This window comes from Streptomyces sp. AA4 (assembly GCF_000158875.1).
In the GTDB taxonomy this organism is placed as follows: Bacteria; Actinomycetota; Actinomycetes; order Mycobacteriales; family Pseudonocardiaceae; genus Amycolatopsis.
Genome location: NZ_GG657746.1, coordinates 6,837,532 through 6,863,878, shown reverse-complemented (window position 1 = coordinate 6,863,878; position 26,347 = coordinate 6,837,532). Strand labels below are relative to the sequence as shown.

General features: G+C 68.3%; 26 protein-coding genes. 14 read left to right on the top strand and 12 right to left on the bottom strand.

The window, feature by feature from the left end:
- Positions 1–39: 39 nt before the first annotated feature.
- A complete protein-coding gene (locus SSMG_RS31220) occupies positions 40–1,614 on the bottom strand; it encodes a multicopper oxidase family protein (protein WP_037715436.1) in 1,575 nt (524 codons plus the stop codon).
- Complete coding sequence (locus tag SSMG_RS31215) at positions 1,611–2,000, bottom strand: hypothetical protein (protein WP_009082693.1); 390 nt, start codon at positions 1,998–2,000, stop codon at positions 1,611–1,613. The genes SSMG_RS31220 and SSMG_RS31215 overlap by 4 nt, the downstream gene beginning before the upstream one ends.
- Before the next feature lie 107 nt (positions 2,001–2,107).
- On the opposite strand from SSMG_RS31215, the gene SSMG_RS31210 reads away from it, so the two are divergent.
- Both SSMG_RS31210 and SSMG_RS31205 read left to right on the top strand, forming a co-directional pair.
- On the top strand, positions 2,108–3,028 hold the full coding sequence (locus SSMG_RS31210) for a LysR family transcriptional regulator (RefSeq protein WP_009082691.1): 921 nt from the start codon (positions 2,108–2,110) through the stop codon (positions 3,026–3,028).
- Between the two features lie 106 nt (positions 3,029–3,134).
- Positions 3,135–4,070, top strand: coding sequence for a helix-turn-helix transcriptional regulator (locus SSMG_RS31205; protein WP_050788327.1), 936 nt, complete (start codon positions 3,135–3,137; stop codon positions 4,068–4,070).
- On the opposite strand, the gene SSMG_RS31200 is transcribed toward SSMG_RS31205, so the two are convergent.
- From SSMG_RS31200 to SSMG_RS31190, 3 genes are all read right to left on the bottom strand, one after another.
- The gene (locus SSMG_RS31200; protein ID WP_009082689.1) at positions 4,057–4,839 is read right to left on the bottom strand and encodes a hypothetical protein; all 783 of its coding nucleotides are present in this window, start codon (positions 4,837–4,839) and stop codon (positions 4,057–4,059) included. The genes SSMG_RS31205 and SSMG_RS31200 overlap by 14 nt on opposite strands.
- 9 nt (positions 4,840–4,848) lie before the next feature.
- Positions 4,849–5,532: a papain-like cysteine protease family protein gene (locus SSMG_RS31195; protein ID WP_050788326.1), complete on the bottom strand. Its 684-nt coding sequence runs from the start codon at positions 5,530–5,532 to the stop codon at positions 4,849–4,851.
- A gap of 249 nt (positions 5,533–5,781) precedes the next feature.
- Positions 5,782–6,375, bottom strand: a complete 594-nt coding sequence (locus SSMG_RS31190) for a TetR/AcrR family transcriptional regulator (protein WP_037715434.1) — start codon at positions 6,373–6,375, stop codon at positions 5,782–5,784.
- Positions 6,376–6,448: 73 nt separating this feature from the next.
- Between SSMG_RS31190 and SSMG_RS31185 the strand changes: the two genes are divergently transcribed.
- A complete protein-coding gene (locus SSMG_RS31185) occupies positions 6,449–6,949 on the top strand; it encodes a hypothetical protein (RefSeq protein ID WP_037718289.1) in 501 nt (166 codons plus the stop codon).
- Between the two features lie 6 nt (positions 6,950–6,955).
- On the opposite strand, the gene SSMG_RS31180 is transcribed toward SSMG_RS31185, so the two are convergent.
- Together SSMG_RS31180 and SSMG_RS31175 are read right to left on the bottom strand one after the other, a co-directional pair.
- Positions 6,956–7,849, bottom strand: a complete 894-nt coding sequence (locus SSMG_RS31180; protein WP_037715432.1) for a hypothetical protein — start codon at positions 7,847–7,849, stop codon at positions 6,956–6,958.
- A 58-nt stretch (positions 7,850–7,907) separates the two neighbouring features.
- Entirely contained in the window at positions 7,908–9,116 is a 1,209-nt protein-coding gene (locus SSMG_RS31175) for a cytochrome P450 (RefSeq protein WP_009082678.1), read from the bottom strand.
- A 93-nt stretch (positions 9,117–9,209) separates the two neighbouring features.
- Here SSMG_RS31175 and SSMG_RS31170 point away from each other — a divergent pair, with 93 nt between their 5' ends.
- Both SSMG_RS31170 and SSMG_RS31165 read left to right on the top strand, forming a co-directional pair.
- Positions 9,210–10,007, top strand: a complete 798-nt coding sequence (locus SSMG_RS31170; protein WP_009082677.1) for a thymidylate synthase — start codon at positions 9,210–9,212, stop codon at positions 10,005–10,007.
- Between the two features lie 2 nt (positions 10,008–10,009).
- On the top strand, positions 10,010–10,477 hold the full coding sequence (locus SSMG_RS31165; protein ID WP_037715430.1) for a dihydrofolate reductase: 468 nt from the start codon (positions 10,010–10,012) through the stop codon (positions 10,475–10,477).
- Positions 10,478–10,662: 185 nt separating this feature from the next.
- On the opposite strand, the gene SSMG_RS31160 is transcribed toward SSMG_RS31165, so the two are convergent.
- The gene (locus tag SSMG_RS31160; protein ID WP_037715428.1) at positions 10,663–11,832 is read right to left on the bottom strand and encodes a winged helix DNA-binding domain-containing protein; all 1,170 of its coding nucleotides are present in this window, start codon (positions 11,830–11,832) and stop codon (positions 10,663–10,665) included.
- A gap of 106 nt (positions 11,833–11,938) precedes the next feature.
- On the opposite strand from SSMG_RS31160, the gene SSMG_RS31155 reads away from it, so the two are divergent.
- Entirely contained in the window at positions 11,939–12,382 is a 444-nt protein-coding gene (locus tag SSMG_RS31155) for a VOC family protein (RefSeq protein WP_009082672.1), read from the top strand.
- A 46-nt stretch (positions 12,383–12,428) separates the two neighbouring features.
- On the opposite strand, the gene SSMG_RS31150 is transcribed toward SSMG_RS31155, so the two are convergent.
- Positions 12,429–13,859 (bottom strand): FAD-binding oxidoreductase, encoded by a 1,431-nt coding sequence (locus SSMG_RS31150; protein WP_009082670.1) that lies wholly within the window; start codon positions 13,857–13,859, stop codon positions 12,429–12,431.
- A gap of 165 nt (positions 13,860–14,024) precedes the next feature.
- Here SSMG_RS31150 and SSMG_RS31145 point away from each other — a divergent pair, with 165 nt between their 5' ends.
- Positions 14,025–15,353, top strand: a complete 1,329-nt coding sequence (locus SSMG_RS31145; protein ID WP_009082669.1) for an MFS transporter — start codon at positions 14,025–14,027, stop codon at positions 15,351–15,353.
- Between the two features lie 88 nt (positions 15,354–15,441).
- Here SSMG_RS31145 and SSMG_RS31140 read toward each other — a convergent pair whose 3' ends face one another.
- Positions 15,442–15,885, bottom strand: coding sequence for a MarR family winged helix-turn-helix transcriptional regulator (locus SSMG_RS31140; protein WP_009082664.1), 444 nt, complete (start codon positions 15,883–15,885; stop codon positions 15,442–15,444).
- A gap of 79 nt (positions 15,886–15,964) precedes the next feature.
- Here SSMG_RS31140 and SSMG_RS31135 point away from each other — a divergent pair, with 79 nt between their 5' ends.
- The 4 genes from SSMG_RS31135 (at position 15,965) to SSMG_RS31120 (ending at position 21,466) form a co-directional block, all read left to right on the top strand.
- Complete coding sequence (locus SSMG_RS31135) at positions 15,965–17,200, top strand: amidohydrolase family protein (RefSeq protein ID WP_037715425.1); 1,236 nt, start codon at positions 15,965–15,967, stop codon at positions 17,198–17,200.
- Positions 17,197–17,751, top strand: coding sequence for a GNAT family N-acetyltransferase (locus tag SSMG_RS31130; RefSeq protein WP_009082662.1), 555 nt, complete (start codon positions 17,197–17,199; stop codon positions 17,749–17,751). Before SSMG_RS31135 ends, SSMG_RS31130 begins: the two co-directional genes overlap by 4 nt.
- A 43-nt stretch (positions 17,752–17,794) precedes the next feature.
- A complete protein-coding gene (locus SSMG_RS31125; protein WP_009082660.1) occupies positions 17,795–20,632 on the top strand; it encodes a BTAD domain-containing putative transcriptional regulator in 2,838 nt (945 codons plus the stop codon).
- A 63-nt stretch (positions 20,633–20,695) separates the two neighbouring features.
- Positions 20,696–21,466: a hypothetical protein gene (locus SSMG_RS31120; protein WP_158688121.1), complete on the top strand. Its 771-nt coding sequence runs from the start codon at positions 20,696–20,698 to the stop codon at positions 21,464–21,466.
- 60 nt (positions 21,467–21,526) lie between these two features.
- On the opposite strand, the gene SSMG_RS31115 is transcribed toward SSMG_RS31120, so the two are convergent.
- Positions 21,527–22,093 (bottom strand): YceI family protein, encoded by a 567-nt coding sequence (locus SSMG_RS31115; protein WP_037715423.1) that lies wholly within the window; start codon positions 22,091–22,093, stop codon positions 21,527–21,529.
- 15 nt (positions 22,094–22,108) lie between these two features.
- Entirely contained in the window at positions 22,109–22,438 is a 330-nt protein-coding gene (locus tag SSMG_RS31110) for a rhodanese-like domain-containing protein (RefSeq protein ID WP_009082654.1), read from the bottom strand.
- 84 nt (positions 22,439–22,522) lie between these two features.
- On the opposite strand from SSMG_RS31110, the gene SSMG_RS31105 reads away from it, so the two are divergent.
- From SSMG_RS31105 to SSMG_RS31095, 3 genes are all read left to right on the top strand, one after another.
- Complete coding sequence (locus tag SSMG_RS31105; protein WP_009082651.1) at positions 22,523–22,978, top strand: MarR family winged helix-turn-helix transcriptional regulator; 456 nt, start codon at positions 22,523–22,525, stop codon at positions 22,976–22,978.
- Between the two features lie 913 nt (positions 22,979–23,891).
- Positions 23,892–24,575, top strand: coding sequence for a tRNA-dependent cyclodipeptide synthase (locus tag SSMG_RS31100; RefSeq protein WP_009082649.1), 684 nt, complete (start codon positions 23,892–23,894; stop codon positions 24,573–24,575).
- Positions 24,572–26,251 carry a cytosine permease gene (locus SSMG_RS31095; protein WP_009082647.1) on the top strand — a complete coding sequence of 560 codons (1,680 nt, stop codon included), beginning with the start codon at positions 24,572–24,574 and terminating at the stop codon, positions 26,249–26,251. The genes SSMG_RS31100 and SSMG_RS31095 overlap by 4 nt, the downstream gene beginning before the upstream one ends.
- The last annotated feature ends 96 nt before the right edge of the window (positions 26,252–26,347 follow it).

The window sequence follows — 26,347 nt, the reverse complement described above, 5'->3', positions numbered from 1 at the left end:
CGGCGTTCACACGATCCGCGGCCTCGTGCCAGGTCCCGGCTAGACGGTCCTGAACGTGGCCATCATCCCCATGTCCTCGTGCTCCGCGTTGTGGCAGTGGAACATGTACCGCCCTCGGTACCCGTCGAACCGCGCGATCACCTCGACTGCTTCGCCGGGCTGAAGGTCCACGGTGTCCTTGCGGCCCGCGTCGTGTGGTGCGGGTGCTTTGCCACCGCGGGAAAGTATCTGGAAGTGCACCAGGTGCAGGTGGATCGGATGGTGCAGATCCGCGACGAAACGCCAGATCTCGACGTCGCCGAGTTTCGGCTGGGCCGCGATTTTCGTCGGGGTGAAGGCTTCGCCGCCGATGGTCCAGCCGTGCCTGCCGTTGAACTGTCCACTTCGGAAAGCGAACTCGCGCGTCACGGTCGCTTGTGCCCGGTCCAGATGCTCCACTTCGGACAGTCGAGCCGGGACAAAGCTGTCGTCCTGCGCCCGGCGAGCGACGCGAAACCGCATGACCTGTGCGGTGGAACCAGTGCCGAGCCGGTTCACCAGCGTCACCTCGGTACCGACCGGATAGGCGCCGAAATTGACCACCATGTCGTACCGTTCGGCGGGAGCGATCGGCAGATGCTCGTGGCCGCGCGGGGCGTCGAGCAAACCTTGGTCCGAGCCGATCTGGGTAAAAGCAGGTCCGCTCGGCGGTGGCGGGTTGAGCGCGAGGTCGTACCGGCGGGCGTTGGAACCGTTGAGGAATCGCAGCCGGTACCGGGTCGCCGAGACCTCCGCGACCGGCCACGGTGCGCCGTTCACCAGCAGCACGTCGCCGAGAACACCTGCCGCGTAAGCATCTTCGACCCCGGGAACGGATCGCAGGGAAGGATCCAGCGACGGGTACCGCATCGATCCGTCCTCGGCGAACGCGCGGTCGGTGATCAGGAGCGGGAGCTCTCGCTCGCCGCGCGGCAGCGGCAGGGCGTCTTCCTCGTCGTCGCGGACGATGTGCAACCCGGCGAGTCCGCGATACACGGCCGGACCGGTGAAATCCATCCGGTGGTCGTGATACCAGAGCATCGCGGCCTTCTGCCGCAACGGATACGTGTACTCGCGCGTGCCGGTGGTGACGACGGCGTCCGGGTCGGCCATCCCCGAATGCCCGTGCCCGGCACTGGCGAGGTATCGGCCGTCGGCGGGCAGGACGAGGTCGGTGGCGTATCCGTCCGACTCCGGCGGCGTGCGTCCGCCGTGCAGGTGCACGACGGTCGGCACCGGAAGTTCGTTGCGGTGCCGGACGATCGTGGTCCGGCCGCTGCGGGACTCGATCGTCGGTCCGGGGAAAATGCCCTGATAGCCCCAAATCGGCGTGCGCAGGCCAGGCAGGATCTCCGCGGTGCTCGCCCGCTGCACGATCTCGTACCGGTCGACGCCGCCGTCGCGGGACACCGGCTGCAGCACCGGCGGCAGCGGCAAGGGCACCTGAAACGGGTGCGGCAGCGGCACTTCGCTGGTCAGCAGCTCGCCGGTGGCCGCGGCCGGACGCAACAACCGCGGGGTGACGAACCCGGCCGTGAGCACCACTCCGGCTCCGCCCGCCAGCCCGAGAAACCGGCGGCGCGACATCCCGCTCATCGCCGCGCCCCGGTGCGCCAGATGCCGAACAGCGTGCCGAGCGCGATCGCGACCAGCGCGACCCCGAGCGGAATGTGCAGGTCAAGCGCACCGGCCTGCCCGGCGAAATACTGCGCGGTCTCGCCGCCGGCCAGCAGCAGGCTCGTCCAGAACGGCCATCGGACGCCGCCGCGCCACCAGTACAGCGCGGCAGGCACGAGCTGCACCAGCGCGACCGTCGACACGATGTTCGCGCCGAGTTCGTGCATCGCCAGCATGTCGTAATCGCCGATCAGATACCGCCCGGCGAACACCGGCTGTCCGAGGATCGCGACGGCGTGCACCGTCACGACGGCCCGCAGCACCGCCAGCACCGTCCGCCCGCGGGTCAGGACCGCTTCGGTCACCGTTCCCCCTTGTGCGCGTAAGACTTCCCCCGAACAGACGCTAAGCTGAAGTTCTCATGCCGTCCAAGACCAAATTCGCCATGTATTCATGACCTCGGAGCTATGAGATGGACCTGCTGCTGCTGCGCTACTTCCAGGCGGTCGCCTACCGCGGCCACCTCAGTCAGGCGGCGGCCGAACTGCACATCGCCCAGCCGTCGCTGAGCCGGGCGATCGCGCGGCTGGAGGCGGATCTCGGCGTGCCGCTGTTCGAACGCGCCGGGCGGGGACTGCGGCTCAACCACTTCGGCGCCACGTTCCTGCGCCGCGTCGACCGGGCCCTGCGCGAACTCGACGACGCGCGTCAGGAGCTCGTCGACCTGGCTGGTCTGGACCACGGCCGGGTCGCCGTCGCGTCGGAAACCCTGCTCACGCTCACCGGCCTGATGAGCGCCTTCCGCGCCGAGTATCCCGGCATCGAACTGCGGCTGTACCAATCGTCGGCGGAAACCATGGCGCAGCAGCTGTGCGCGGGCGAGGTCGACCTGTGCTTCGCGTCGCAACCGCTGCGGCAACCCGGCCTGCAGGCACGGGAATTGCTCCGCGAGGAAGTGCTGCTCGCGGTGCCCAGCACGCACCGGCTCGCGGGACGCAAACGCGTGCGGATGGCGGATCTCGCGAACGAGCCCATGGTGACCACCCGCCCCGGCTACTGGCCGCGCACCCTCGCCGACCGCCTTTTCGCCGAGGCCGGCCTGGAACCGAACTACTCCTGCGAAAGCGACGAACCCGGCGCGACCGGCCAGCTCATCGCGAGCGGACTGGGGATCGGCCTGGTGCCGGAGGTCGCCCGGCAGGCCGCCAAGGACGAGGCGGCCGTCGGGCTTGAGCTGGACGTCCCGGATTGCTCTCGGACGCTGTCCGTGGTGCAGCGGGCGGATGCGTATCTTTCCGCAGCGGCACAACGCCTGACGGAGTTCGCCGTGGCCTACTTCGCCCGTGAACCGTCCGAGCAGGAACCGTTTGCGCCGTTTGGGCTACGAGCCTAGCCCGCTTCAGCGAGGGGATTTGCCCGATTCTCGACCATGGACGGTTGTTGCCCGGTCACGAACTGCTCATGCTGAACAGCTATTCGGCACGAGCAGGGGAAGCCAGATGCAGCAGCAGAGCTTGGCGGTCCGGTGGTCGGCGCGAACAGTCCGGTCCGGCCCGTTTCACCGCGCGTTGTCCGAGGCCGTCGACCGGCGCGGGTTGTCGCTTTCGCGGCTCCGCGCGCATCTCGCCGCGCACGGGGTGTCGGTCGCCGAGTCCACGCTGAGTTACTGGCAGCGCGGCCTGCGCAGTCCGTCCGCACCCCGGTCGCTCGACGTCGTGCGCGCTCTGGAGTCGGTGCTGAACCTGCCGCCGGACAGCCTGGTCGTGCTGATCGGACCGCACCGGACCGCGGACGCCGACCGCAGGCCGTCGCTGCCGGAACTCCAGCAGAGCTGGGCGGAAACGTTCGCGCTGCGCGACGAGCTGAGCGGAACGCCGGGCGTCGAGGAGAACGCGGACCTCGACGTCGCGACGGTGGTCGACGTGCTGACCCTCGGCGCGCAAGGCCGCACCGAGGAGATCTCGTCGACCATGGTGGTGCGCGCGCGAAGATCCGGCCCGGACAGCTTCCTGGTGACGCACCAGGACGAGGAGGGCAGCGACGTCACGGCGACGGAGATCATCGCGGTCGACGGCTGCCGGGTCGGGCGGGTGCGCCGCAGCGCGCGGTCGTCCGGGATGGTGTTCGAGGTGCTCTTCGACCGGGGCCTCGCCGAGGGCGAGACGCACACGTTCGGGTTCACGCTGCGTCCCGCCGCCTCGGTCCGGCCGGGGAATTTCCACCGGGTCGTGCGCTCCCGCATGTCGGCGTACCTGCTGCGGCTGCGCTTCCACCCGGCCGCGCTGCCCGCGCGCTGCCTGCGGACCGTCCGGCCGAGGGAAGACCTCGAACTGCTGGTCCGCGAGCCGCTGTTCTGCGGGCCGGGGAACACGGTCAGCGCCTACTTCGAGGAACTCGGCGTAGGCATCGCCGGGGTCGATCTCATTTGGGACTGATCCGCCGTTTCGTCCAGCGCCACAGCAGGAACGCGCCGCCGAGCACCACCGCCGAGCCGAACACGATCAGCCCGACGAGCAGCGACCCGGCCGGTCCGGTGTCGCGCTGGAGGGTCTGCTTGAACCCGATCCCGCCGCCGCGCTGGTAATCGGAACCGGGCAGTTTGTCGGCGTACCGGGAATGCACCTGCCGCTGGTATTCGGCGATCGGCGTGAACTGGCCGACCGGCGACTGCGGAAGACTGGCCTGCAGCAGCACGACGCCGTCGCGGCCGAGGTCGTACCACCCGTTGATCTGGGGTTCGTTCAGCAGCACCGAACCCGGGCGCAGCCGGGCGCTGAGCGTCTCCTCGTCGTTGCCGGACAACACGTTCCCGACCGACCAGCCGCTCGGCGCGTTATGGTCGGGCGCGGCGCGGAGGGTGGCTTTCGCGCCGGTGGCCGCGGTGGCCGTCACCGCGATCGACCGCAGCACCCCGGCCGGGGCTCCCGGCTTCTCCGTGACGAAGTCCGGATTGAGCGTGTAGACCGGGAAACCCTTGGGCAAGAGGGTGATCCGGCCCGGGTCGGCGTGGCCGACCTGCCGGAAGTTCGACTTGGCGAAACTGATCGCGCGTGCCGTTTCCGCGGCTTTGACCGCGGCCGCGACGTCCTGCTCCGACGGCGGCGCGACCCACGAGGCCCCGGCGGCCTCGGCGGGACCGGCGGACAGGAGCGCCGCGACCGCGATCGCCGCGCCGGCGGCGAACTTCCGGCAGATCTCACCCATGGCGGCTCGTCAGCCCTTCTTGATGTTGACGATGGTGTCGTTCCAGGTGAACTGGGCGTTGCTCTGGTACTGGTTGTAGTCCCAGGTCTGGTACCGCTCGTAGCTCGGCCACGGGTCGCCGACCATGATCGAGTTGTTCGTGTTGTCGTATCCGTAGATCACCTCGGCGTGGCCGCCGCCGGAGGTCCAGTAGATGCCGGTCAGGTTCAGGATTCCGGAGTTGACCTGGTTCTGGACCGAGTCGTAGCTGATCGGCCCGTTCGCGCTCTGCGCGGAGAACCCGGTGCCGAGGAATCCCTGCACGATTTCCGAGATCTGGCCGCCCTCGTTCGGGCAGTACCCGGACTGGGTGCCCTTGCCCGCCGCGCAGAAATCGGCCTGCGTGGCGGTGCCGCCCTGCGACTGCTCGATGCTGGAGCCGTCCGCGGCCCAGCACCACTGGTCGTTTTCCTGCACCTGCTGGTTGTATTCGAGCTGCTTCGAGGCGGGCAGCGCCGCGGCGTGCACGCGCCCGCCGATCGGCTGGACCTCTTGCACCTGGGTGTGCGTCGCGGTCTTGATGAGGCCGTTCGGCTGGTTCGCGTCGTTGGTCGACTGGGCCAGCGCGGTGCCCGGCAGCAGCGCCACGGCAAGCGCGGCTGCCCCGGTCGCCACCGTTATCCGGACGGTCCGCCGGGTGGGTCGGTAATCCATCGAATCTCCTTGTGCCAGACGGGGAAGGGAGCCTGCCGGGTGACCCGGCCGAGCATCACTGTGTGCTCGCCCGCTCCCGCAGAGCAACGGCCCCGGCACGCGGTGTGAGTGTTCACAGCCGGATTCGCCGGAGAATGACTGGCACGGCCGCGGTTTCGCGCACCGCGGCACCAGCTAATTCGCAATATTCACAGCGCGTTCACAAGCGATGAACCGTGCCGGAGCGGGTCAGTCCACAAGGGACTCGGGTTACGGCAGGCTTTGCCGCAGCGCCTCGCGGAGCAGTTCCGGCGGAGTCGATTCGGGGTGCAGGACCGCCTGCATGGTCAGTCCGTCGAGCAGGGCGGACAGCCGGACCGACTCGACGGTCAGGTCCAGTTCTTCGGGGAGCCTGCCGAGTGCGACGGCCTCGCGCAGGATGCGCGTGATCAGGTCGCGCAGGTTCTGGTGCTGTGCGTCGGCGCTCGCGCGGAACGCCGGACGGGTGCGGGCGGCGACGGTGAACGCCAGCCAGGCCACTGCCTCGTCCCGGCGCTCGTCGTCGAGCGGGAGGAATTCGGAGAGCAGATCTTCGACCAGCGTCCGGCGGTCTGTTTCGGCGGCGAGCAGCCGGTCCGCGCGGATCGCGACGCGCTCGCCGATCCGGCGGCCGAGCTGGTTCATGGTGAAGAGCATCATCGCTTCGTGGTCGGCGAAGTAATGCCGGATCGACCCGATCGCGAGGCCCGCTTCCTTGGCCACGTTGCCGAGCGTCGCGCCCTCGACGCCGGAGCGGCGGACCACTCGGACCACGGCCTCGCTGACGGCCTTCCGCCGGTCTTCCGGCACCACGATCTTCGGCACGGTTGTGTTTATAGCACGGTGGTGCCACGATGGTTTTAGCAAGTGCGTGCTAAAACGGGTCTTGGGGGTCGTGATGAGCGGATGGGTGCTCGGGGGCTTGGTCGTCGGCGTCGTGGTGATGCTGGTGTTCCGGTTGGTCGGCGAGCCGCTGAACTGGCGCGACACCGTCGCGCCGCCGGTGGTGCTGATCGCCCTCGGGGTGGTGGGGGTGGTCCAGTTCAAGGGACTGACCAGCACGGACGTGTGGTGGATCGGCGGCAGCTGCGTGCTCGGTCTCGCCTTCGGCGCGGCGCGCGGCGCGACGATCCGGCTGTATTCGAGGAAGGGCGAGTTGTGGCAGCGCTACCGGAAATCGAGCCTCGCGCTGTTCGTGCTCGGCGTCGCCGCGTCGATCGGATTCACTGTGCTGGCAGTGAAATTCGGTCTGCACGAACAGGCGAGGCCGTACCAGCTGGCGATCGGCGTCAGCTTCGCCGGAGAAGCGTTGGTATTGATTCCGCGTGGGCTGCGCTCGGACGTCCCCTTCGCGAAGGACAAGGAACGCCCGTGGGACAACTGGCTGCGTTCCCGCTGAACCAGGTCAGGACAATTCGGCCTGGCGTCGCCGCAGTTCGTCGATGACCTGGTCGAACACGGCGCGGTGGGCTTCGAGCCGGGCGAGGGTCAGGCTGATCGACTCCTGGACCTGCTCGACGTCCTCGGCGGCGATCTCGACGTGGTCCGCGTGTTCGGCGGTGGTCGTCCCGACGGTCAGCGGACGGTCGACGCGGGGGAGCGGCCGTCCTTGCGGTTCCCGGTCCAGCCAGGACGCCATGTCCCGCATCTCGTCGTCCAGCCGCACCGTCCACGACTGCCGTCGGCGTTCCTCGCGTCCTGGATCCCGGCGTTCCCAGCCCGCGACGACCAGGTCTTCGATGGCTTTCGCCGCGGTCCGGCACGCGACTTCCAAGCGGGGCAACGGATCCAGTCCGATTGTCGAGATCTCCTCCAGGATCGGTTCGCCCGCGGTCCACACCCCGTCGACGGTGTGGGTTTCGGCGACGTCGTGCGCGGTGGCGAGCAGGGCGCTGATCGCCTCGCGCACCTTCGCCACGTCGGCCGGGTCCAGGTCCTCGTCGGTCAGCCGGTGCGGCGATCCGGTGCGCGGCGGGCGTTCCTTGGCCGGCCAGGAACGGGTTCCGCCACGCCTCCGGTAGTGCTGCTGCATCGCCTGTTTGGACCGGCCGCCGTACTCCGCGCCCAGTTGTTCCCAGGTCCAGCCCCGGTCGAGAACCGCTTCGATCAGCGTGACCTCGGCCCGGTCCAGGTCGGCTCGGACGTCCGGGACCAGGTGCAACGCTCCCGCCGCGTCGTCGGCGCTGAGGTCTTCGTCCGGGCCGCGCCCGGATCTAGCCGCGCGTACCAGTTCGCTGAGGAACGGGTTTTCTCGTTGCCGGAAGTACCGGGTGGTCATGGTGTGCACGGAGTCCGCCATGCCGGCAACGTATCGGTTGACGGCATGGCGCGTCAACTGATCCGTTGACGACTTCGTCTCACCAGGTCACCGGCAGCTCGTGGACGCCGTAGATGCTCATGCCGGTCCGCAGCGGCACCTCCTCCGGCGGGACCGCGAGCGCGAGCGTCGGGAAACGGTGCAGCAACCCGGCGAATCCGGCGCGCATTTCGATCCGGGCGAGCTGCTGGCCGAGGCATTGGTGCACGCCGTGGCCGAACGACACGTGCGTCCGGGCGTTCCGCTCGACATCGAGATCGTCGCCTCCGGGGAAATGCGAAGGATCGCGATTGGCGGCCAGCATCGAAATCAGCACGGTCGATCCCTTGCTGATCTTTTCGCCGCCGAGTTCGAGGTCTTCGGACGCGTAACGGAACAGGACGTCGACCACCGTGAGGTAGCGCAGCAGCTCTTCGACGGCACCGGGAATCAGATCCGGATCGGCGCGCAGCGCGGCCAGTTGCTCCGGGTTTTCCAGCAGAGCGAAAGTGCCCAGCGCCAGCATGTTCGCCGTCGTTTCGTGCCCGGCGAGCAGCAACAGGAACCCGATGCCGACGAGTTCCTCGACGCTCAGGTCGTCGTCGCGCGCCAGGTCGGACAGCATGTCGGAGCCGGGGTTCGCGCGCTTGCCGGTGGCCAATTCCCCGAGGTACGACGTGATCGCCGTCCAGGCGGCCATTTTGTCCTCGAGGCTTTGGTCCCGGAGCATCATCTGCGCGGAATTCTTCTGGAAAGTCTCCCGGTCGGAATACGGGACCCCGAGCATTTCGCAGATCACCAGCGACGGCACCGGAAGCGCGAATTCCCGCACCAGATCGGCCGGCCTCGGACCTTCGGCGAGGTGGTCGAGCTGGCGTTCGGCTATTTCGGTGATGCGCTCCTCGAGCTGTTTCATCCGGTTGACGGTGAACGCGCCGGTGAGCTTCCGCCGCAGCCGGGTGTGGTCCGGCGGGTCCATCGTGAGGAACAGGCCGGGCACCTGCGGCTGCGGATCGAACTCCTCCTGCGCCTCGGGCATGCTCGGCGTTTCGTAGGGCACGTGCACCTGGCCGAGGTCCTGGCGCGAGCTGAATCGCGGGTCGGCGAGCGCCTGGCGGACGGCGGCGTAGCCGGTGACCAGCCAGCCGTCGTGCCCGTCCGGGAACTTCAGCGGGCTCACCGGCCGCGACTCCCGCAGCCGGGTGATGGCCGACGGCGGGGCGAACGGGCCCGCGTCGCGTTCGAGCGGCAGGCCGGGCGGTCGGGTCATCTTCGGATCCCCTCTCGGTGGTGGTGCGACCAGCGTCACCGCGGGGGCTGACATCCCGCTGATACGGCGCTGGCTCGACTACCATCGGCAGACATGCCGGACACGCAGTACGAAGACCTGCTTCAGCACGTGCTCGACACTGGAGCCGAGAAGGGCGACCGCACCGGGACGGGCACGCGGTCGATTTTCGGGCACCAGCTGCGCTACCGGCTGGCCGACGGATTCCCGCTGATCACCACGAAAAAGGTGCACTTCCGGTCCATCGCGTACGAACTGCTGTGGTTCCTGCGCGGCGACTCGAACGTCACCTGGCTGCGGGACCACGGCGTCACGATCTGGGACGAATGGGCCGCTCCGGACGGCGACCTCGGCCCGGTCTACGGCGTGCAGTGGCGCTCCTGGCCGACGCCGGACGGCGGGCACGTCGACCAGATCAGCGACGTCCTGCGCACCCTGCGCGAGAACCCGGATTCGCGGCGGATCATCGTGTCGGCCTGGAACGTCGGGGACATCCCGCAGATGGCGCTGCCGCCGTGCCACGCGTTCTTCCAGTTCTACGTGGCCAACGGCGAGCTGTCCTGCCAGCTGTACCAGCGCAGCGCGGACCTGTTCCTCGGCGTGCCGTTCAACATCGCCAGCTACGCCCTGCTGACGCACATGATCGCCGACCAGGTCGGCCTGCGCGTCGGCGATTTCATCTGGACCGGCGGCGACTGCCACATCTACGACAACCACGTCGAGCAGGTGCGCAAGCAGCTTTCCCGGGACGCGCGGCCGTTCCCGACGCTGAGCCTGAAGCCGGCGGAGAGCCTGTTCGACTACCGCTACGAGGACTTCTCGCTGGAGGGCTACGACCCGCATCCCGGCATCAAAGCCCCGGTGGCGGTGTGAGCATGATCGGACTCATCTGGGCGCAGGCGGCGAACGGCGTGATCGGGCGCGACAACGCGTTGCCGTGGCACATCCCGGAGGACATGAAGCACTTCCGCACGGTGACCGCGGGCGCGACGGTGCTCATGGGACGGCGCACGTGGGAGTCGCTGCCGGAACGCTTCCGGCCGTTGCCGGGACGGCGGAACCTGGTGGTGTCCCGCACGCCGCAGGAGGGCGCGGAGACATTCCCCGACCTGCAGCAAGCGTTTGCGGCCGCCGACGGCGACGTCTGGGTGATGGGCGGCGCGCGGATTTACCAGGAGTCGCTGCCGTTCGCGGACCGGATCGAAGTGACCGAACTGCGGGAATCCTTCGAGGGCGACGTCTACGCGCCGGAGATCGGCCGGGAACCGGACACGGTCGGCGAGTGGCAGGAGTCGAAGAACGGGCTGCATTACCGGCATTTGAGCTGGGGTTCTCTGAGCTGACCGCGGGTGCGACGGTGAGCGTGTCGCCGTCGAGTGTCGCGACGGTCGTCGACCGCGACACCGGCGCGCGGGAAGCCATCGAGAAGGCCGGGCTCGCGCCGGGATCGCGGTAGGCGGCACCGAGGTCGGCGAGTCGGTCCGGACCCGATCTCCCGGCCGGAGTCGCGGCGGCGGCACGACGTCCGTCACGCGGACCCCCGGCTGACTCGGCCCCGGACGATCGGCGGTACATACCCCGTGGCAACCACCTCCCCGTCGAACCAGGCGGTCAGCTTCGCCGCCTCCTCTTCCAGCGCCGCCGCGGCGGCGGGAGACAGCGGTTCGATCGGCACGACGTCCACCGTCCCGTCCGGTTGCTGCGTCCAGGTCCCGACGATCCGCCCGTTCCACCACGCGGTCGGACCGGCGTTGCCCGCGCCGTCGAAGAGCTGCGGTCCGTGGTCGCCGAGGTAGAAATCGCGGCGGCGCCAGCCCATGGTGGTCGGGTCGAGGGTCGGGAGAAGCGCCGCCCAATCGCTGTCGAGACGGACCTCCTCCGGGTCGTCCGGATGCAGCCACGCCGGGGTCCCGTCCTCCAGCAGAGCGGGCGTCGCGCCGACGTCGTCCAGCGCCTGGCGGACCGCGGTTTTCGTCGCGCCGAGCCACCACACCAGGTCGCCCTCGGTCCCCGGCCCAAAGGACCACAGCCAGCGCCGCACCAGTTCCTGGTAGCCCTCTCGTTCGCCCAGGACGCCCGGATCCTCGCCGAGCCACTGCTCGACTGCTGTCCACACTGGACGCGACGCCTGCCAGCGCCCGGCGTTGTCCCCGCGAACCACCGAACCACTCGCCGCGAGCACGGAAAGCACGCGGGAGCCCACCGGGGCGAGCACCGTGGGCTGTCCCTCGGCGGCGACCCGCGTGTTCAACTCGGGAAGGCGGGCGCGCAGTTGCGCGGTGGTGCCGGGTTCTTCGCGGATCGCCTGCAGCGCCTCGGTGCACCGGTCAGCAATCCACTTAGGACCGTCGACGATTCCGGCGAGTTCGGCGTCTTTGACCAGTCGCGCGGTCAGCTGCCGCGCCACCCGAGCCGAGGCGCTTCCCCTTGCCGCGGCGAGCAAATCGACGGGGAAGGCGAAGACGGTCCGGCGCATCGCCAACTGCCGCACCACAGTCCGTCGGCTGAACAATGCGTCCGAAATGGACATACGGTCTGCACGGGACCGGGCGTATGCGGACAGGTAGATGCTGCTGGCCTCAGTCGCGTGCAAGCACGTGACCGCGCGGACGGCGGCCTCCACTCCGGACTCGACGGTCGCCAGTGCGTGCCGCAGCCCGATCCGGTCCCGTCGCTCGTCGTCGGTCACCTTTCGCATGGATTCGATCCTGCCGGAAGTAGCGGCCACTCCCTGACCGCTACTGCTGCGAGTCTCGGTTCCAGCGCGGGAACGAGTCCGGCGCGGGAATCGAGGAGTCGAAATCATGGCAGTGCACGCCGTCGCCCACTTGAACTTCCGGGGCGAGGCCCGGGAGGCGCTCGAGTTCTACCGGTCGGTGTTCGGCGGGGAGATCCGGATCGCCACGTACGGCGACTTCGGGATTCCCCAGGACGCGCCGGGCGCGGATAAGGTCGTGTTCGGCCAGGTCGTGGGTGAGAACGGGTTCCAGGTGATGGCCTACGACGTGCCCGGCGCCGCGGCCGCCGCGCCGGTCGGCGAGACCACCCGCGAGAACGGGACGACCGTCACGACGGAGAAGTTCTTCCTGTCCGTCAGCGGCGATTCCGTCGACGAGGTCGGCGAGTTCTGGAAGAAGCTGTCCGAGGACGCGGCGGTGATCGAGCCGTTCGGCCCGTCCCAGTGGGCCCCGGGATTCGGCATGCTTCGGGACCGCTTCGGCGTCACCTGGATCCTGCAGGTCGCCTGATCCGCCGGTCTGCGGCCGGAATCCTGCGCCGGCCGCGGACCGCCTTTCACCCCGGGCACGGCGAGAGACCCTGTTCGAACGCGAGCACGCCGCTCGGGTCGTATTTCGCCGCTACCGCCTGGAGGGTCGGAAGGTTCACCCCGTAGTAGGCCGTGGCCCAGTCCTTCTGGTCGTCGTTGAGGTAGTTGACGTACGCGCCGCCAGTGGCGAATTCCGCCAGCCGCGTCTGGACGTCGTTCACCTCGTGCTTCGCGGACTCCCGGTCGACGTCCGGGCCGGCGCTGAGGTAGACCTGCACGTCGCCGAATACGCCGCGATGGGCGAACGCGGTTTCGGTGGGGCGGACGTCGGAGACCGCCGCGTCGAACGGGTTCACTTCCAGCGCGACCGTGGTGTCACCGGTGACGAGTGCGCTCAGCCGCGCCGGATCCGCTTTCTCGGCCAGCACCCGGGAAACGGCCGCGAATCGGCGGCGGCCGAGGCTTCCGGACCAGAACTCCATCGCACCGAGGTAGTCCGTCTCCTGGAAGCCGCTCACGCTGCCCTTGACCCCGGCCCGGCGTTCCAGGTCGGCGATGAGCTGGCGGGCTTGCTGTTCGCCGCCGAGGAGACAGCCGGGGACGCCCGCCGCCGGGTGCGGTCCGCCGAGCACCGAGATGTTCGACCAGAATTCCCTCGGCGCGGCGGTGACCCAGTCCTGCCAGGCTCCGTAGACGTCGGTGGCCGAGCCCTCGGGAAAGTTCACCACGAACACGGTCACCCGCGGCGGCGCGGGCACGGTGCGGAAGGTGAATTCCGTGGTGATCCCGAAGTTCCCGCCGCCTCCGCCGGTGAGCGCCCAGCCGAGGTCCGAACCCGGATCTACTGAATGCACTCGCAGATCGCGCGGTGTCACGACCTTCGCCCCGACCAGGTGGTCGCAGGTCAGTCCGTATTTCCGCATCAGGACACCGATTCCGCCGCCGAGCGCGAGCCCGGCGATGCCGACCGAACCGCAGGTGCCGCCCGGCAGCGCGCGGCCTTCGGCGGCGAGTGCGCGGTAAACGTCGATCAGCCGTGCTCCGGGACCGATGACCGCGGCGCCGTTCCGGCGGACCTCGACGCGGTTCATCAGCTTGAGGTCCGCGACCAATCCGTTGCCCGGTGTGGAATATGCGACGTAACTGTGCCCGCCGCTGCGTGCCGCGAACTTGACTTTGTTTTCCGCGGCGAAATCGAGGCACTTCCGGACGTCGTCCGTGTCGACGCACCGCGCGATCGCCGGTGGATAGCGGTCATCGTAAAGAAGATTGAACGGCGGACGGATTTCCTCGTAGCCGGTGTCGTTTCGCTGCAGCAGCGCACCGTGCAGCCGCCTGCGCAACGCGGCCCAGTCCGGCTCCTTTTCGGCGGCCTCCGCAACGGTTCCGGTCCCGACGACGGCCGCACCCGCGGCGATCGCGGACCACTGCAAAAGACGACGGCGGCTCAACGTCATGGACGCCCCCTCCCCGCCCCGAGATGTCCCTTGTCCGACGCCGCTAGCATAGACTAATCTTTCCGAAATAAAAGACGTGTCTACGGTATCTCGAAAATGCGTGATTCGGGGGCGCTGGGGGTCGACCGGCCTTGCTCCGCCATCGGATCAGGAGGTGCGGGCGTCATGGCTGCAGACCGCTCCGGCTCGGCCCCGCCGCGTTCCGCGCGCCGGTCCGCGGTGCTGGCTTCCAGTGTCGGCACGCTGCTCGAGTACTACGACTATTACCTGTTCGGCCTAGCCGCCGCCGTCGTGTTCCCGGCCGTGTTCTTCCCGTCCGCGGACCCGCTCACCGGACAGTTGTCGTCGTTCGCCACCTTCGCCGTCGGGTTCGTGCTGCGCCCGGTCGGCGGCATCGTGATCGGCCATCTCGCGGACCGGTTCGGCCGCAAGAAAGCGTTGATCCTGACCATCGTCCTGATGGGGACCGCCACGATTCTCATCGGCGCGCTGCCCGGGTACCGCCAGATCGGCGTCGCGGCCCCGATTCTGCTGGTGCTCCTGCGGCTGCTGCAGGGTTTCTCGACCGGCGGCGAAATGGGCGGCGCGATCTCGCTGGCGGTCGAACACGCCCCGCCGCGCAAACGCGGTCTCTACGGTGCCCTGCTGCTTTCGGGCGCCGGCGTCGCGTTGCTCATTTCCTCCGGGCTGATGGCGTTGTTCGCGACGCTCCCGGACCGGGATTTCCTGGCCTGGGGCTGGCGGATCCCGTTCCTGCTGAGCTTCGTGCTCCTGGTCGCGGGGTTGATCATCCGGCTGCGAGTAGGCGAAACGCCGGAGTTCGAACGCGCCCGCAAGAAGGACGCCGGCGCGCGCATTCCGCTGGTCGCCGTGCTGCGCCGGCCGCGCAATCTGCTCTACGGTGTGCTGTTCGGTTTCGCCAACAGCATCGGCGGCTACGTCATCACGACTTACGGCGCGTCGTACGTCAAAAAAGATCTCGGCATGCCCGCATCGGTGGCCCTCACCGCGACCATGGTCGCCGCCGGCGCACAGATCATTCTCGCGCCGACCTGGGGTGCGTTGTCCGACCGGATCGGCCGGAAACCGGTGTTCCTCGGCGGCTGTCTCGGGCTGGCCGTGGTGATTTTCCCGGTGTTCTGGCTCTTCGAGACCAAGAATCCGGTCCTCGTGGCGGTCGCGATGGTGCTGGGCTTCTCGGTGTTCGTGATGGCGATGTCCGCGCTTTCCCAAACCATTCTGGCCGAATTGTTCGACACCCGCTCGCGCGTCACCGGCGTCAACCTGGGATACCAACTCACCGCGGTACTCGGCGGCGGATTCGCGCCGTACCTCAGCGCATGGCTGGTCGGCGCGACCGGCGCGGTGTGGGGCGTCGGAATCTACGTGATCGCCGGCTGCGTCCTCAGTGCGATCGCGATGCTGCTGTTGCCCGAGAGGGCCGGACAACCGCTGCCGGAACCGGCTGCGGAACCGAAAGCCGCGACGGTATGACCTCATCCTGGTGCCGCAAAACCAACCCTTGCGAGACCTTGCCCAAGGAATCGCTCATCCGGCATCAACCTTTGAGCTGCCGGTAGCGTCATCCGCCCGGCTCGAGGCGCGCGATCGTCCCCTCGGTCCACGATCGGATGGCGTCGACCTGCGCCGGGGTCAGCTCGTCCAGGAAGTGGCGGCGAATGTTGGCGCCATGGACCACCAGGGCCTCCTGGATGACCGAACGGCCGGGTGCGGTGAGGCTGATCCCGGTGCGTCGCCCGCTGGGCCCGCTGCGGGTCGGGGTGACCAGGTCGCGCGACTCCATTCTCGTCAGCTGGTGCGAGACCCGGCTCTTTTCCCAGCCGAGGGTTTCGACGAGGTCGGCGACGCGGGCCTCGTGGCCGGGCGTGCGCCACAGGGTCACCAGCACGCTGAACTCGGCCTTCGAGATGCCGCATTCCCGTTGCAGGCCGCGGTCGAGTTCGCGGGTGAGCAGGCGTTGCGCGCGCACCCAGGCGTTCCACAGGTCCCAGTCGTCGGGCGTCATGGGCAGGGAGCGTACCCGGGGAGTTGACTCATCAACTCGAAGCGCCCTAGAGTTGACGTATCAACTTTGGGGAGGATTCATGCGAACCTTGCTCCAGAACGGAACCGTCGTCAGTCTCGATCCGGCGGTGGGGGACCTCTCGCACGGCGACGTGCTGATCGAGGACGGGCGGATCGCGGCGGTCGGTCCGGCGATCCAGGCCGAGGCCGAGGTGGTGGACGCGACGGGCAAGATCGTCCTGCCGGGGTTCGTGGACACGCATCGGCACACCTGGCAGACGGCGTTTCGCGGGCTCGGCGCGGACTGGACGTTCGCGCAATACCGCGAAGTCATGCACGGCACCCTCCGGCCGCACTATCAGCCGGACGACGTGTATCTCGGGAACCTGCTCGGGCGGCTCGAAGCGCTGAACTCGGGGGTGACGACGATGCTCGACTGGTTCCACTGCTCGGACCGGACGGAGAACGCCGACGCGGCGATCGACGCTCTCCAGGAGGCACCCGGAAGGTCGATCTTCTGTTACTGCGCAACGGAAACAGAAGACATCGCCCGGGTTCGGGAACGGTTGCCGGGCGACGAAATGGCGTTCGGGTTGCGCGGTCCGATGTTGACCACAATGGACACCACCGACGCCGATGTCGCGTTGGCGCGGGAACTCGGGCTCCGGGTCAGCGTGCACATTCACCGCGCCGCCTGCGAGGCGATTCCCGAGATGCACGAACGAAAATTGCTTGACGACCGGACGACGATAGTTCACGGCAACGGCCTCACCGACGCGCAGCTGGCGATCCTCGCGGACGCGGGCTGTTCGGTGACGCTCAGCCCGGACGTCGAGCTGAAGATGGGGTTCGGGTGGCCGGAAACCGGACGTCTGCTGGCCGCCGGGATCCGGCCGTCGTTGTCCATTGACGACTGTCCGGCTGCCGGGGGTGACATGTTTTCGGCGATGCGCACGGCTTTCTCGGCGCAACGCGGGCTTGACGGAGGTCTCGTCGCGCGCGATGTGCTCGAGTTCGCCACTGTGGACGGTGCGCGGACCTGTGGACGAGGAGACCGCGCGGGCAGTATCAGCGTCGGGAAAGACGCGGATTTGGTGCTCATCGACGCGGAGGACCTGTCCGTGTTTCCGGTCAGCGACCCGGTGTCCACAGTAGTCACCGCGGCCCATCCGGGAGTGGTGGACAGCGTGTTCGTCGGCGGCCGGGCGGTCAAGCGGGACGGTCGGTTGCTGGGGGTGGATCTGCCGAAACTCCGGGCTCGGCTGCTGGAATCGCGCGACCGGATCGCGGCGGCGGCCGGATTGGCGATCGGATGAAGATTCTGGAGACGGATCGGTTGCTGCTGCGGCGATTCACCGAAGCCGACGTCGAAAACCTGGTTCAGCTCGACAGCGACCCGCGAGTGATGCGATTCCTCACCGGCGAGCCGACGCCGCGCACCGAGATCGAGCAGAAGGTGCTTCCCGCGATCCTCGGCGATTACGAGCGCGGGCCAGCCGGACGGTGGGCGGCGATCGAGCGGGCGACCGACGAATTCATCGGCTGGATTTCCCTGCAGCCGCCGAAAGACGGCAGTACGACGGAGCTGGAACTCGGCTACCGGCTGCTGGCGAAGGCCTGGGGTCGTGGTTACGCGACCGAAGGCGCGCGGGCGGCGATCCACAAAGGATTCACCGAATGGGACACGCGGCGGGTCTGGGCGCAGACGATGGCGGTGAACACCCCGTCGCGGCGAGTGATGGAACGGGCCGGGCTGACCTATGTCCGCACGTTTCACCCGCACTTCGCCGACCCGCTGCCGGGCACCGAACACGGCGAGGTCGAGTACGAGCTGACCCGCGACCGGTGGGCGGCCCAGGTGCGGTGAACTGTCCACCAGACCGTGGAGCGGGCTGTCTTAAACTCCTGGTATGTCATCGCGAACCGGCGGGGGAGGGGCCGAGCTGGAGTTCGCGGTGCTCGGGCCGGTCCGCGGCTGGTACGGCGGGCAGCCGCTCGAACTCGGGCCGGTGCTGCGGACGACGATGCTGGTCGCGTTGCTCCTGAGGCCGGACGTGACGGTCAGCCGGGCCGAGCTGGTCGACCGCGTGTGGGGCGAGCATCCGCCGGAGAGCGACGGCGTGCCCGGCTACATCTACCAGCTGCGGAAATCCCTGGCGGCGGCCGGTGCGGACGCGAAATCCGTGCTGCGAACCGACCCGGGCGGGTACCGGTTCGCCGGGGCGGGCGTCGGGGTGGACGCGGTGCGGGTCGAGGATCTCGCCGCTCGCGCCAAGAAAGCGGCTGCGGCCGGTGCGTTCGCCGCGGCGGCTGACGGGTACGGCCAGGCGCTGGCCTTCTACGAGGGCGTTCCGCTGGCCGGACTGCCCGGCCCGTTCGCCGAATGCGAGCGGCGCCGGTTCATCGAACGCCGCGTCGGACTGGTCGAGGGCCGGACGGACGCGTTGATCCGGCTGGGCGACTACACGTCGGCGATCAGCGAGGTGTCGGCAGTCCTCGCAGAGCATCCGCACCGCGAATCGCTGACCGGGCTGCTCATGCGGGCCCTCTACGGCGCCGGCCGGCAGAGCGACGCGCTCGACACGTGGCGCGAGTTCCGCGTCCGGATGCGGGAGGAATTGGGGCTCGAACCCAGCGAAGACCTGCGTCGGGTGCACGATGCAGTGCTGCGTGGCGAGGACGGAGCGCTCGGCGTCGCGGCGCGGCCCGCCGTCGTGCCGAGGATCCGGGACGAGCTGCCGCACGACGTCGGCGAGCTGGCCGGCCGCGACGACGAACTGGCCCGGCTCGTCGCGCCCGGGAGCGGGGTGTGCGCAGTGGACGGCGTGCCCGGGTCCGGGAAGACGGCCCTGGCAGTGCGGGCGGCCCAGCTGCTGCGCGAGGAGCATCCCGACGGCTGCCTGTTCGTCGGCCTGCACGGGCATAGCACCAGCCGCGCGCCGCTCGCGCCGGTGCGGGTGGTGCGCCGATTGCTGCGGTCGGCGGGCGTCAACGAACAGAACATTCCGGACGACCTGGACGAACTGTCCGCGAATTGGCGCGCCGCCACCGCTCCGTTGCGCCTGGTGCTGGTGCTCGACGACGCGGTCAGCGCCGAACAGGTCCGGCCGCTTTTGCCGGGCGGAACCGGAAACCGGGTGCTGATCACCAGCCGTCGCCGGCTGCCCGGGTTGGACGTGGAACGCCGGATTTCCTTGGGGCCGTTGACGTCCGACGCCGCGGCTGGCTTGCTGAGCCGGATCGTCGGCCCGGCGCGGGCGAGCCAGGAACGCGAGGCCGTACGCGAATTGGCCAGCCTGTGCGGACGGCTTCCGCTCGCGCTGCGGATCGCGGGCGCCCGGCTCCAGAACCGTCCGATGTGGACTTTTCGCGACCTCGTGGACCGGCTCGCCGACGACGCCGGCCGCCTCGGCGAGCTGACCGCTGAGGAACGCAGCGTCGAGGCCGCGTTCCGCCTCTCCTACGACCAGCTTCCGCCAAAAACCCAACGCGCCTTCCGCACGCTGGGCCGCGCGCCCGCGCCGGAATTCGACGAGCTGGTGCTCGCCGCCATGCTCGGCTGCCCCCGGCGCGAGGCGGAAAGCGTGCTCGAGGGCCTGGTCGACGCGAACCTGGTGCAAGCTCCCGCCGCGGGCCGGTACCGGATGCACGACCTGGTCGCGGTTTACGCGCGCCGCCTCGCCGCGGACGAACCCGACGTCGCCAGCGGGCTGGGGGTTTACCTGCACGCCTGTCGCGCGGCGAGCGAATGGGACGAACCCGGTTTCCCCAGCGGCCCGGCACCCACCGAGTCGCCTTTCGCCGGGCTGGTGGACGCTTCGGCCTGGCTGGATCAGGCTGGTGACCTGGTGGAAGTGGTCTCGTCCGCGGTCGCCGCGGGGCACCCGGACTACGCGTGCTGGATCGCCGAGGGAGCTGTCGACTACCTCGTGCGGCGCATCCGCTATCGCGAATGTGTTGCCCTGCTGGAAGTTGCGCTGTCCGAGGTGGACAACGTCGCGGACCGGCGGATGACGACGGCACTGCGGTTCGGACTCGGCTGGGCGCACCTCGCGCTGGGCGATTCCGCCCAAGCTCGGCACTGGTGCGAGGAGGGGCTGCGGATCAGCCGGGAAAACGGCGACCGCCGGGAAACGGCACGAGGACTGTGCGGGCTGGGAATGGTCACGATGCTCTCCGGCCCGTTGGACGAAGCGCGCCGGGTGCTGACCGACGCTCGAACGCTGGCCGTTGAGGTAGCGGACGACTGGCTGGTCGAACGGGCGGTTTCCGGTCTCGGCTACGTGCATTTCCAACAGGGCGAGTACGAACTCTCGCTCGCCTGCTTCGCCGAATCGCGGGAAGTCGCGGTCTCGACCGGAAATCCGGCGATGCTGGGCCGCGTTTCGAGTCACGTCGGCAGCGTGCAGTTGCATCTGGGCCGATCCGCGGAAGCGGCGGAACCCTTGCGGGAGGCAGTCGAATTGGCCGAGCGGGTCGACGACCGGCTGTTGCTGGTGAGTTCGCTTTCGCGGCTCGGCACCGCGGAACAGGAATTGGGACATCTGGATCTCGCGCTCTCGTATCACTTGCGAGCGCTCGGTGCGTTGACGGACCAGATGTCGCCGTGGGCGGAGATCGAAGTCCGGAACCGGCTGGGTGCGTGTCGGCAGGCTCGCGACGAGGAAGAGGCGGCGCGGGAACAGTTCGACCTCGCTGCCGCGGTGTCGGCCGGGCTGGACCCGACGCGGGAAAATCAGGTTTCGTAAACGTGCTTGGCGTGAAATGCTTGCTGCACCACCGTATTTAGCCTGAGGGGAACTTTGTTCAGCTTGCCGAAGACCGGTATCGAGGTCCACCTCGGCCTCTGGGTCGACACCGCGGATCTCGCCGAGATGATCGGCCGATGCCAGTCGCTGGCCGACGAATTCGGCGGCGTCGCGGCGCAGATCGAGCGCTGGCCTCGGGAGAGTTCGCGTCCGGGATTCGTCGCCACCCTCTACTGTTCCGCCCCGTGGACGGAGGGGGAGACCGCTGCGCAAGCCATGCGCAGTGCGGTCAAACCGGTGGCCGCCAAGCACGGGCTGAACGACGAATACCTGGACTTCTTCGGCGATCCGGAGAAGGACGGTTACGCGAACCTTTGGTTCTACGAGCAAGAATTCGACGGATATGTGCTATTTCTCGTGCTCGCCGCGCACGGCGGCGCGGACGTGAAGGAAGCACAGCCCGGCACTCGGGAAGATTTCACCGAGGCCGCCGACACCGACCTCATCGCCACAGTGCGACGCCGGTTTCCCGGGGCAGGCCTCGGGACGGCGTTGGGACAGGCACTTCCGATCGCGGAATCGATCGGGGCGTCCGGCCTCCAATTCCAGGCCTCGGAGAGTTCGTGCGAGGTCGTGCTGTTCGCCGTGCGGCCCGTCGTTGACGGAGAGAACCTGGAAACCAGCCTGCGCCGCATCGGGGAAACGCTCGCGGATCAGCTGGACGTGCCTCCGAATGCGGTTGTCCTGCGGGGCGCTGGCGAAGATCTCGTCGGCGCGCTTGAGCCCGACCGCAAACCGGTCGCGACGCTGCGCCCGCGAACGGTCGAGGATTGAGCGTTCGCGGGTGGCTTCTGTTCCTCCAGTTCAGAAGCCACCCGCGAACGGCCCCTTCGCTCAGGAAGCGCGGATCGCCTCGATCTCAAGGACGAGTTCTATTTCCTTGGAGACGAGCAGGCCGCCCGATTCCAGTACCATGTTCCAGACCAATCCCCAGTCCTCGCGATTGATCTTGCCGCGAGCGGAGAACACCGCGCGATCATTTCCCCACGGATCGCGCGCGTGCCCGAGATACTCCACGGCGAGAGTGACCGGACGCGAGACGCCCTTAATGGTCAGGTCGCCGACCATCGTCGCCTCGTTGCCGGTCGCACTCACTGAGGTTGATTCGAACGTGGCTCGCGGATGCTGTTCCACGTCGAAGAAATCCCCGGAACGCAGGTGGTCGTCCCGGGTCTGGTCGCCGCTGTCCACAGTAGCCATCTCGATGACCGCGCGCACCGTGGTGTCTTCGATCTTCTCGCCGATTTCCACCGTGGCGTCCACGCCGGTGAACCGGCCGCGGACCTTGGTGAGCAGGAAATGCCTGCCCACGAAACCGACCTCGGCGTGTCCGGGATCGACCTTCCAGGTCCCGGCGGCGGGAAGTTCCGTTCCGGCGACCACGCGAGTTGCTTCTGTCATGGTGTTTCCGTCCTTTCAGCGGCCGGATTCGGTCGGCAGTCCGGCCGCGATCCAGTCGGCTTTGCCCTCGTCGTAGTCGAAGACCTGGGTGTACCCGAGTTCCGCCAGGTGCTTCGCGACGGTCCCCGAGTTCTGGCACGGCGAATCGGCGCAGTAGACGATCACCGCGAAGTCCTTGTCCGGCAACAGGTTCGGCGCGAGTCTCTCGACGTCGTCCACCGGCAGATTGAGCGCGCCGGGCAAATGCGCCTTCGCGTAGTAGTCGGCGGGCAGTGCCTCGACGACGATCGCCGAACCAGCGTCGATCCGCTTCTTGACCTCGTCGCGCGTGATGGGCTTGACCATCGGTCCTCCTCCGGGAATTTAAGTGCGTACGCACGCACTCTATACGTTAGGTGCGCCCGCACGCAATGACGTACCCTGGGAGGCGTGAGCGACCCGAAGATCGGCCTGGAGGCGTGGCGGGCGATGCTGCTCGCGCACAGTGCCGCGGTACGAGCCATCGAAACCGACGTGCAACGGGGCGGGACGGTGCCTCTGGCCTGGTACGACGTCCTGCTGGAACTGAACGCGGCGGGAAAGCAGGGCCTGCGGATGGCGGAGGTCGCCGACCGGGTGGTGCTCAGCCGCACGCGAGTGAGCCGCCTGGTGGACGAGATGGTGCGGGCCGGACTGGTGATGAAACGCCCGGAGCCGGACGATCGCCGGGTGAGCTGGGCGGTGATCACTGACGAGGGAGTCCGCGCGCTGCGGAAGACCGCGCCGGTGTACCTGCAGAGCATCGAGCGGCATTTCTCGGCGCATGTCAGCGACGAGGAGGCCGCGGTGATCGGGAAGGCCTTGCTGCGGGTCGCCGAAAGCGGGAAGGCCGGGCGGCAGGTTTAGTGCTTCCGCCGTCGGTACGTTGCGCGACGGCGGAAGGGGTCGCAGCGGATTTTGCCTGCTGAGCACGGGAACGCGCTGAATCGCGCCGAAAGATCAAGAAACTTAAAGCGGAGAGATGTGCCTCGGCAGGGTTGCCAAAGGATGGGAACGGGGCTGGCCAAGGGGCTTTCGTCGGCACCTTGGTGGTCGAGGCGAGCTTCCTGGCGCAGGCGGGTGGTCGGCATGAGCGCCAGTTCACGGACGATTGCCCGGTTTGTCGCGATCACGATGAGGCTGGTCTTCGGGCGCACCCTCCCTGTTTGGGTTTGGGAACGTCTTCAACCTGACGTTGAAGCTGCAGTTGCCAGCTTTTCGCCGCACCGCTGGCGGTGCCTGCTGTTGACCTGACGGTGCTGGGGTTGCTCGTCGGTCCGCGGCACCTGGCGCGCAGCGTGCCACCCCAACCCTTTCGGAGATCTCCCGTGCGGCTCGGATGGCGAGTTCGATACCTGCGGGATCGACTCGCGGACCGCCGGGTCGGCGAGCATCTCGGCGAAGCTGCGGGCGGACCGATTCGCGCTGGCCGCACTTCCGTCAGGCCGCCATTCGGAGTCCCCCGAATTGTGCGCCAGTCAGTTTTCCCGGCGTGAAAAATGCACGATGAGGCGATGAAAATTAACCTCGTGATCTGATGAATTGCCGTACTAGTCGTCGCCGGTGCGCGTCCATAACATGGTCGGGTCGATCACGCGTTGTTACGCATTAATCTCAGTCGGTGAGAGTTTCATCGTCGAAACCCGGAAAACCGATACCGTCCGCTCGGGCTGGTGCCGCCGGACCGTGCTGAGTCAGCTATTCGCTCCGGTGCACCCGGCGTCACTGTGCACCGTCGTCGCCTTGTGGAGAAGAAATCAGGAAAGGTTTCAGGTCTCGCATGTTCGAAGCGAATCCATTGTCTTCAGATTGTGCCGCCCTGTATCCGGGAGCGGAACACGCCTGCGTCGGCGTGAGCCTTTTCAACGGCTACTTCACCGCGGATCGCCTGACTCGTCTCGTCGCCTGGACCGCGGAACACTTCCCCGAATACCACTTCTTCGTCCCGGACGAAGTCGCTGTCTACACGCTGGAAGCGCTCGGGTATCCGGCGGCGCGGGCCAAACAGAAGGTGCACCGGCAGTCCTGCCACGTGCACAACAAGATCGCTTCCGCGTTGCGCGTGCTCGGCGTGCCGGATCCGGAGCGGCGGATCCTCGGCATCGCCCGTCTGCGCACGATGCCGGATTACCGCGAACTGTTGCGCGAAGCGGAGACCCAGCTCGAATCCGACCCGGCGTTCCGGGCCGCGGCCTACGACGCGTCCTCCTGGGTGCTGCAGGGGAAGACCGGGGTCGCGCCGGACAGCGAAGCCCTGCGCCTCGCGGTTCGCTACCTTCTCGCGGAGATACCGTTGTTCGCGGGTTCTGGCCTGATCACCGGCAATCCGCGGTCGATGTTCGTCTACCACCAGCGGGTTCCCTTTCTGCGCCGGTTCTTCGACCGGGAATTCGCGTTCCGTCCCCGCGTCGGCCAGGGCTTCCTGGTCGTGCGGGACTCCGTGTTCGCGGCGGCGGGACGATGACCGGCCGCGGCGACGACTATTCGCTGACCACGGTTCCGGACACGGCTCGCCGGTCGTGGTACGAGGTCGCGGTACAGCGGTTCGGCCAGGTCTCGTCTCTGCAGCAGTTCATCGTCGGGGCGCTGCTCGGCTACGGGATGACGTTCTGGAACGCGGTGCTGGCGATCACGATCGGCTCGGTGCTGCTGGAAGTGATCACCGTCCTGCTGGGAATCGCCGGAGTGCGCGAGGGGCTTTCGACCTCGGTGCTCGCGCGCTGGGCCGGCTTCGGGCGCAAAGGATCCGCGCTCGTCGGGCTGCTGGTCGCGGTGAGCCTGGCCGGCTGGTTCGGCGTGCAGAACGGCGTTTTCGCGCACGGCATGCACGAACTCACCGGTGCGGTGCCGGAGTGGGCGTGGGCCGTGCTCGGCGGGGTGGCGATCACCGCGATCAGTGCCTGCGGGTTCCGGATCATGGCAGCGGTCTCCTACTTGACAGTGCCCGCCTTCCTGCTGCTGGCCGGATACTCCATCGTGGACACGCTGAGCGGACACTCGCTCGGGGCGCTGGTGTCAGCACAGCCGCCTGGCCCCGCGCTCTCTCTAGGCGCGGCGACGACCCTGGTGTCCGGTGCGTTCATTCTCGGTGCGCTGATGACGCCGGACATGACCCGGTTCAACCGGACGACCGGGGACGTCGTCAAACAGACTGTGCTCAGCGTGACGCTCGGCGAGTACCTGATCGGACTGATCGGGGTGCTGCTCGCGCACGCAACCGCGACGTCGGACATCGTCAGCATGGTCGCTTCGTCCTCCGGCGTGCTCGGCACGCTGGTGCTGACCACCGCGATTCTCAAGATCAACGACTGGAATCTGTACTCCGCGTCGCTGGGCGTGGTCAATGTCGTCGATGTCTTGCTGCGCTGGAAAATCAGCCGGGTCCAGGCGGTGGTCTTGCTGGGCGCGCTCGGCACGGCGGCGTCCGCGGCCGGCATCGCCGACAGCTTCTCCGGGTTCCTGACCGCGGTCGGGGTGCTCACGCCGCCGGTCGCCGGTGTGCTGATCGCAGAGTATTTCGTGGTTCGCGACTGCCGCGCGGCCCTCGACGCGCTGCGGAACGGCCGGCCGGCCAGCGGCCGCGACTGGGTGCCGGCCGCACTGGTCAGCTGGGTGCTCGGGACGGCATCGGCGATATTTTTCGAATTCGGCATTCCCGCGATCAATTCCGTGGTCGTGGCTTTCGTCAGCTATCTGGTGGCGGCCCGCATCGCGCGGGCATTCCGCCAGGGAAAAGGAGCGGCGCACATGGTGGCGTTGATCGGCCGTGATGAGCTCAAGCGCGAAATGGAGTCCGGCAGGGTGGTGGTCGTCGACACCATGCCGGTCGCGTACTACGAGCGGGAACACCTGCCCGGCGCGCTGAACATCCCGGGCTTCCCGTACGAGCACGCGGCCCGGTTCACCGACGAGCACGCGCCGCGGGTCGTCCCGGACAAGGCCGCGGCGATCGTCGTGTACTGCGCCAATACCCCGTGCCGGAACAGCGATTTCGTCGGCAACCGGCTGATCGAGCTGGGGTATCTCAACGTCCGCAAGTACCGCGAGGGCATCGCTGACTGGGTCGAGGCCGGGTATCCGACCGAATCGGGGACGGTTCGCCCGGAAGTGCCGGTTCCGGCCGAGCAGCCGGACCGGTGAGAAGCGCGCGCCGCCCGGGCAGCCCCGGCCGCCGAACCCGATTTCCGGCATTTGCCGATGCTGCGAAAGCCGGCCCGCGGGCCGCCTGACGACTTA

What these genes read in the sequence shown, in the direction of transcription:
- SSMG_RS31220 (WP_037715436.1), bottom strand. Translation starts at nt 1,614, where the DNA reads ATGAGCGGGATGTCGCGCCGCCGGTTTCTCGGGCTGGCGGGCGGAGCC.
- SSMG_RS31210 (WP_009082691.1), top strand. Translation starts at nt 2,108, where the DNA reads ATGGACCTGCTGCTGCTGCGCTACTTCCAGGCGGTCGCCTACCGCGGC.
- SSMG_RS31205 (WP_050788327.1), top strand. Translation starts at nt 3,135, where the DNA reads ATGCAGCAGCAGAGCTTGGCGGTCCGGTGGTCGGCGCGAACAGTCCGG.
- SSMG_RS31200 (WP_009082689.1), bottom strand. Translation starts at nt 4,839, where the DNA reads ATGGGTGAGATCTGCCGGAAGTTCGCCGCCGGCGCGGCGATCGCGGTC.
- SSMG_RS31195 (WP_050788326.1), bottom strand. Translation starts at nt 5,532, where the DNA reads ATGGATTACCGACCCACCCGGCGGACCGTCCGGATAACGGTGGCGACC.
- SSMG_RS31185 (WP_037718289.1), top strand. Translation starts at nt 6,449, where the DNA reads ATGAGCGGATGGGTGCTCGGGGGCTTGGTCGTCGGCGTCGTGGTGATG.
- SSMG_RS31180 (WP_037715432.1), bottom strand. Translation starts at nt 7,849, where the DNA reads ATGGCGGACTCCGTGCACACCATGACCACCCGGTACTTCCGGCAACGA.
- SSMG_RS31175 (WP_009082678.1), bottom strand. Translation starts at nt 9,116, where the DNA reads ATGACCCGACCGCCCGGCCTGCCGCTCGAACGCGACGCGGGCCCGTTC.
- SSMG_RS31170 (WP_009082677.1), top strand. Translation starts at nt 9,210, where the DNA reads ATGCCGGACACGCAGTACGAAGACCTGCTTCAGCACGTGCTCGACACT.
- SSMG_RS31165 (WP_037715430.1), top strand. Translation starts at nt 10,010, where the DNA reads ATGATCGGACTCATCTGGGCGCAGGCGGCGAACGGCGTGATCGGGCGC.
- SSMG_RS31160 (WP_037715428.1), bottom strand. Translation starts at nt 11,832, where the DNA reads ATGCGAAAGGTGACCGACGACGAGCGACGGGACCGGATCGGGCTGCGG.
- SSMG_RS31155 (WP_009082672.1), top strand. Translation starts at nt 11,939, where the DNA reads ATGGCAGTGCACGCCGTCGCCCACTTGAACTTCCGGGGCGAGGCCCGG.
- SSMG_RS31150 (WP_009082670.1), bottom strand. Translation starts at nt 13,859, where the DNA reads ATGACGTTGAGCCGCCGTCGTCTTTTGCAGTGGTCCGCGATCGCCGCG.
- SSMG_RS31145 (WP_009082669.1), top strand. Translation starts at nt 14,025, where the DNA reads ATGGCTGCAGACCGCTCCGGCTCGGCCCCGCCGCGTTCCGCGCGCCGG.
- SSMG_RS31140 (WP_009082664.1), bottom strand. Translation starts at nt 15,885, where the DNA reads ATGACGCCCGACGACTGGGACCTGTGGAACGCCTGGGTGCGCGCGCAA.
- SSMG_RS31135 (WP_037715425.1), top strand. Translation starts at nt 15,965, where the DNA reads ATGCGAACCTTGCTCCAGAACGGAACCGTCGTCAGTCTCGATCCGGCG.
- SSMG_RS31130 (WP_009082662.1), top strand. Translation starts at nt 17,197, where the DNA reads ATGAAGATTCTGGAGACGGATCGGTTGCTGCTGCGGCGATTCACCGAA.
- SSMG_RS31125 (WP_009082660.1), top strand. Translation starts at nt 17,795, where the DNA reads ATGTCATCGCGAACCGGCGGGGGAGGGGCCGAGCTGGAGTTCGCGGTG.
- SSMG_RS31115 (WP_037715423.1), bottom strand. Translation starts at nt 22,093, where the DNA reads ATGACAGAAGCAACTCGCGTGGTCGCCGGAACGGAACTTCCCGCCGCC.
- SSMG_RS31110 (WP_009082654.1), bottom strand. Translation starts at nt 22,438, where the DNA reads ATGGTCAAGCCCATCACGCGCGACGAGGTCAAGAAGCGGATCGACGCT.
- SSMG_RS31100 (WP_009082649.1), top strand. Translation starts at nt 23,892, where the DNA reads ATGTTCGAAGCGAATCCATTGTCTTCAGATTGTGCCGCCCTGTATCCG.
- SSMG_RS31095 (WP_009082647.1), top strand. Translation starts at nt 24,572, where the DNA reads ATGACCGGCCGCGGCGACGACTATTCGCTGACCACGGTTCCGGACACG.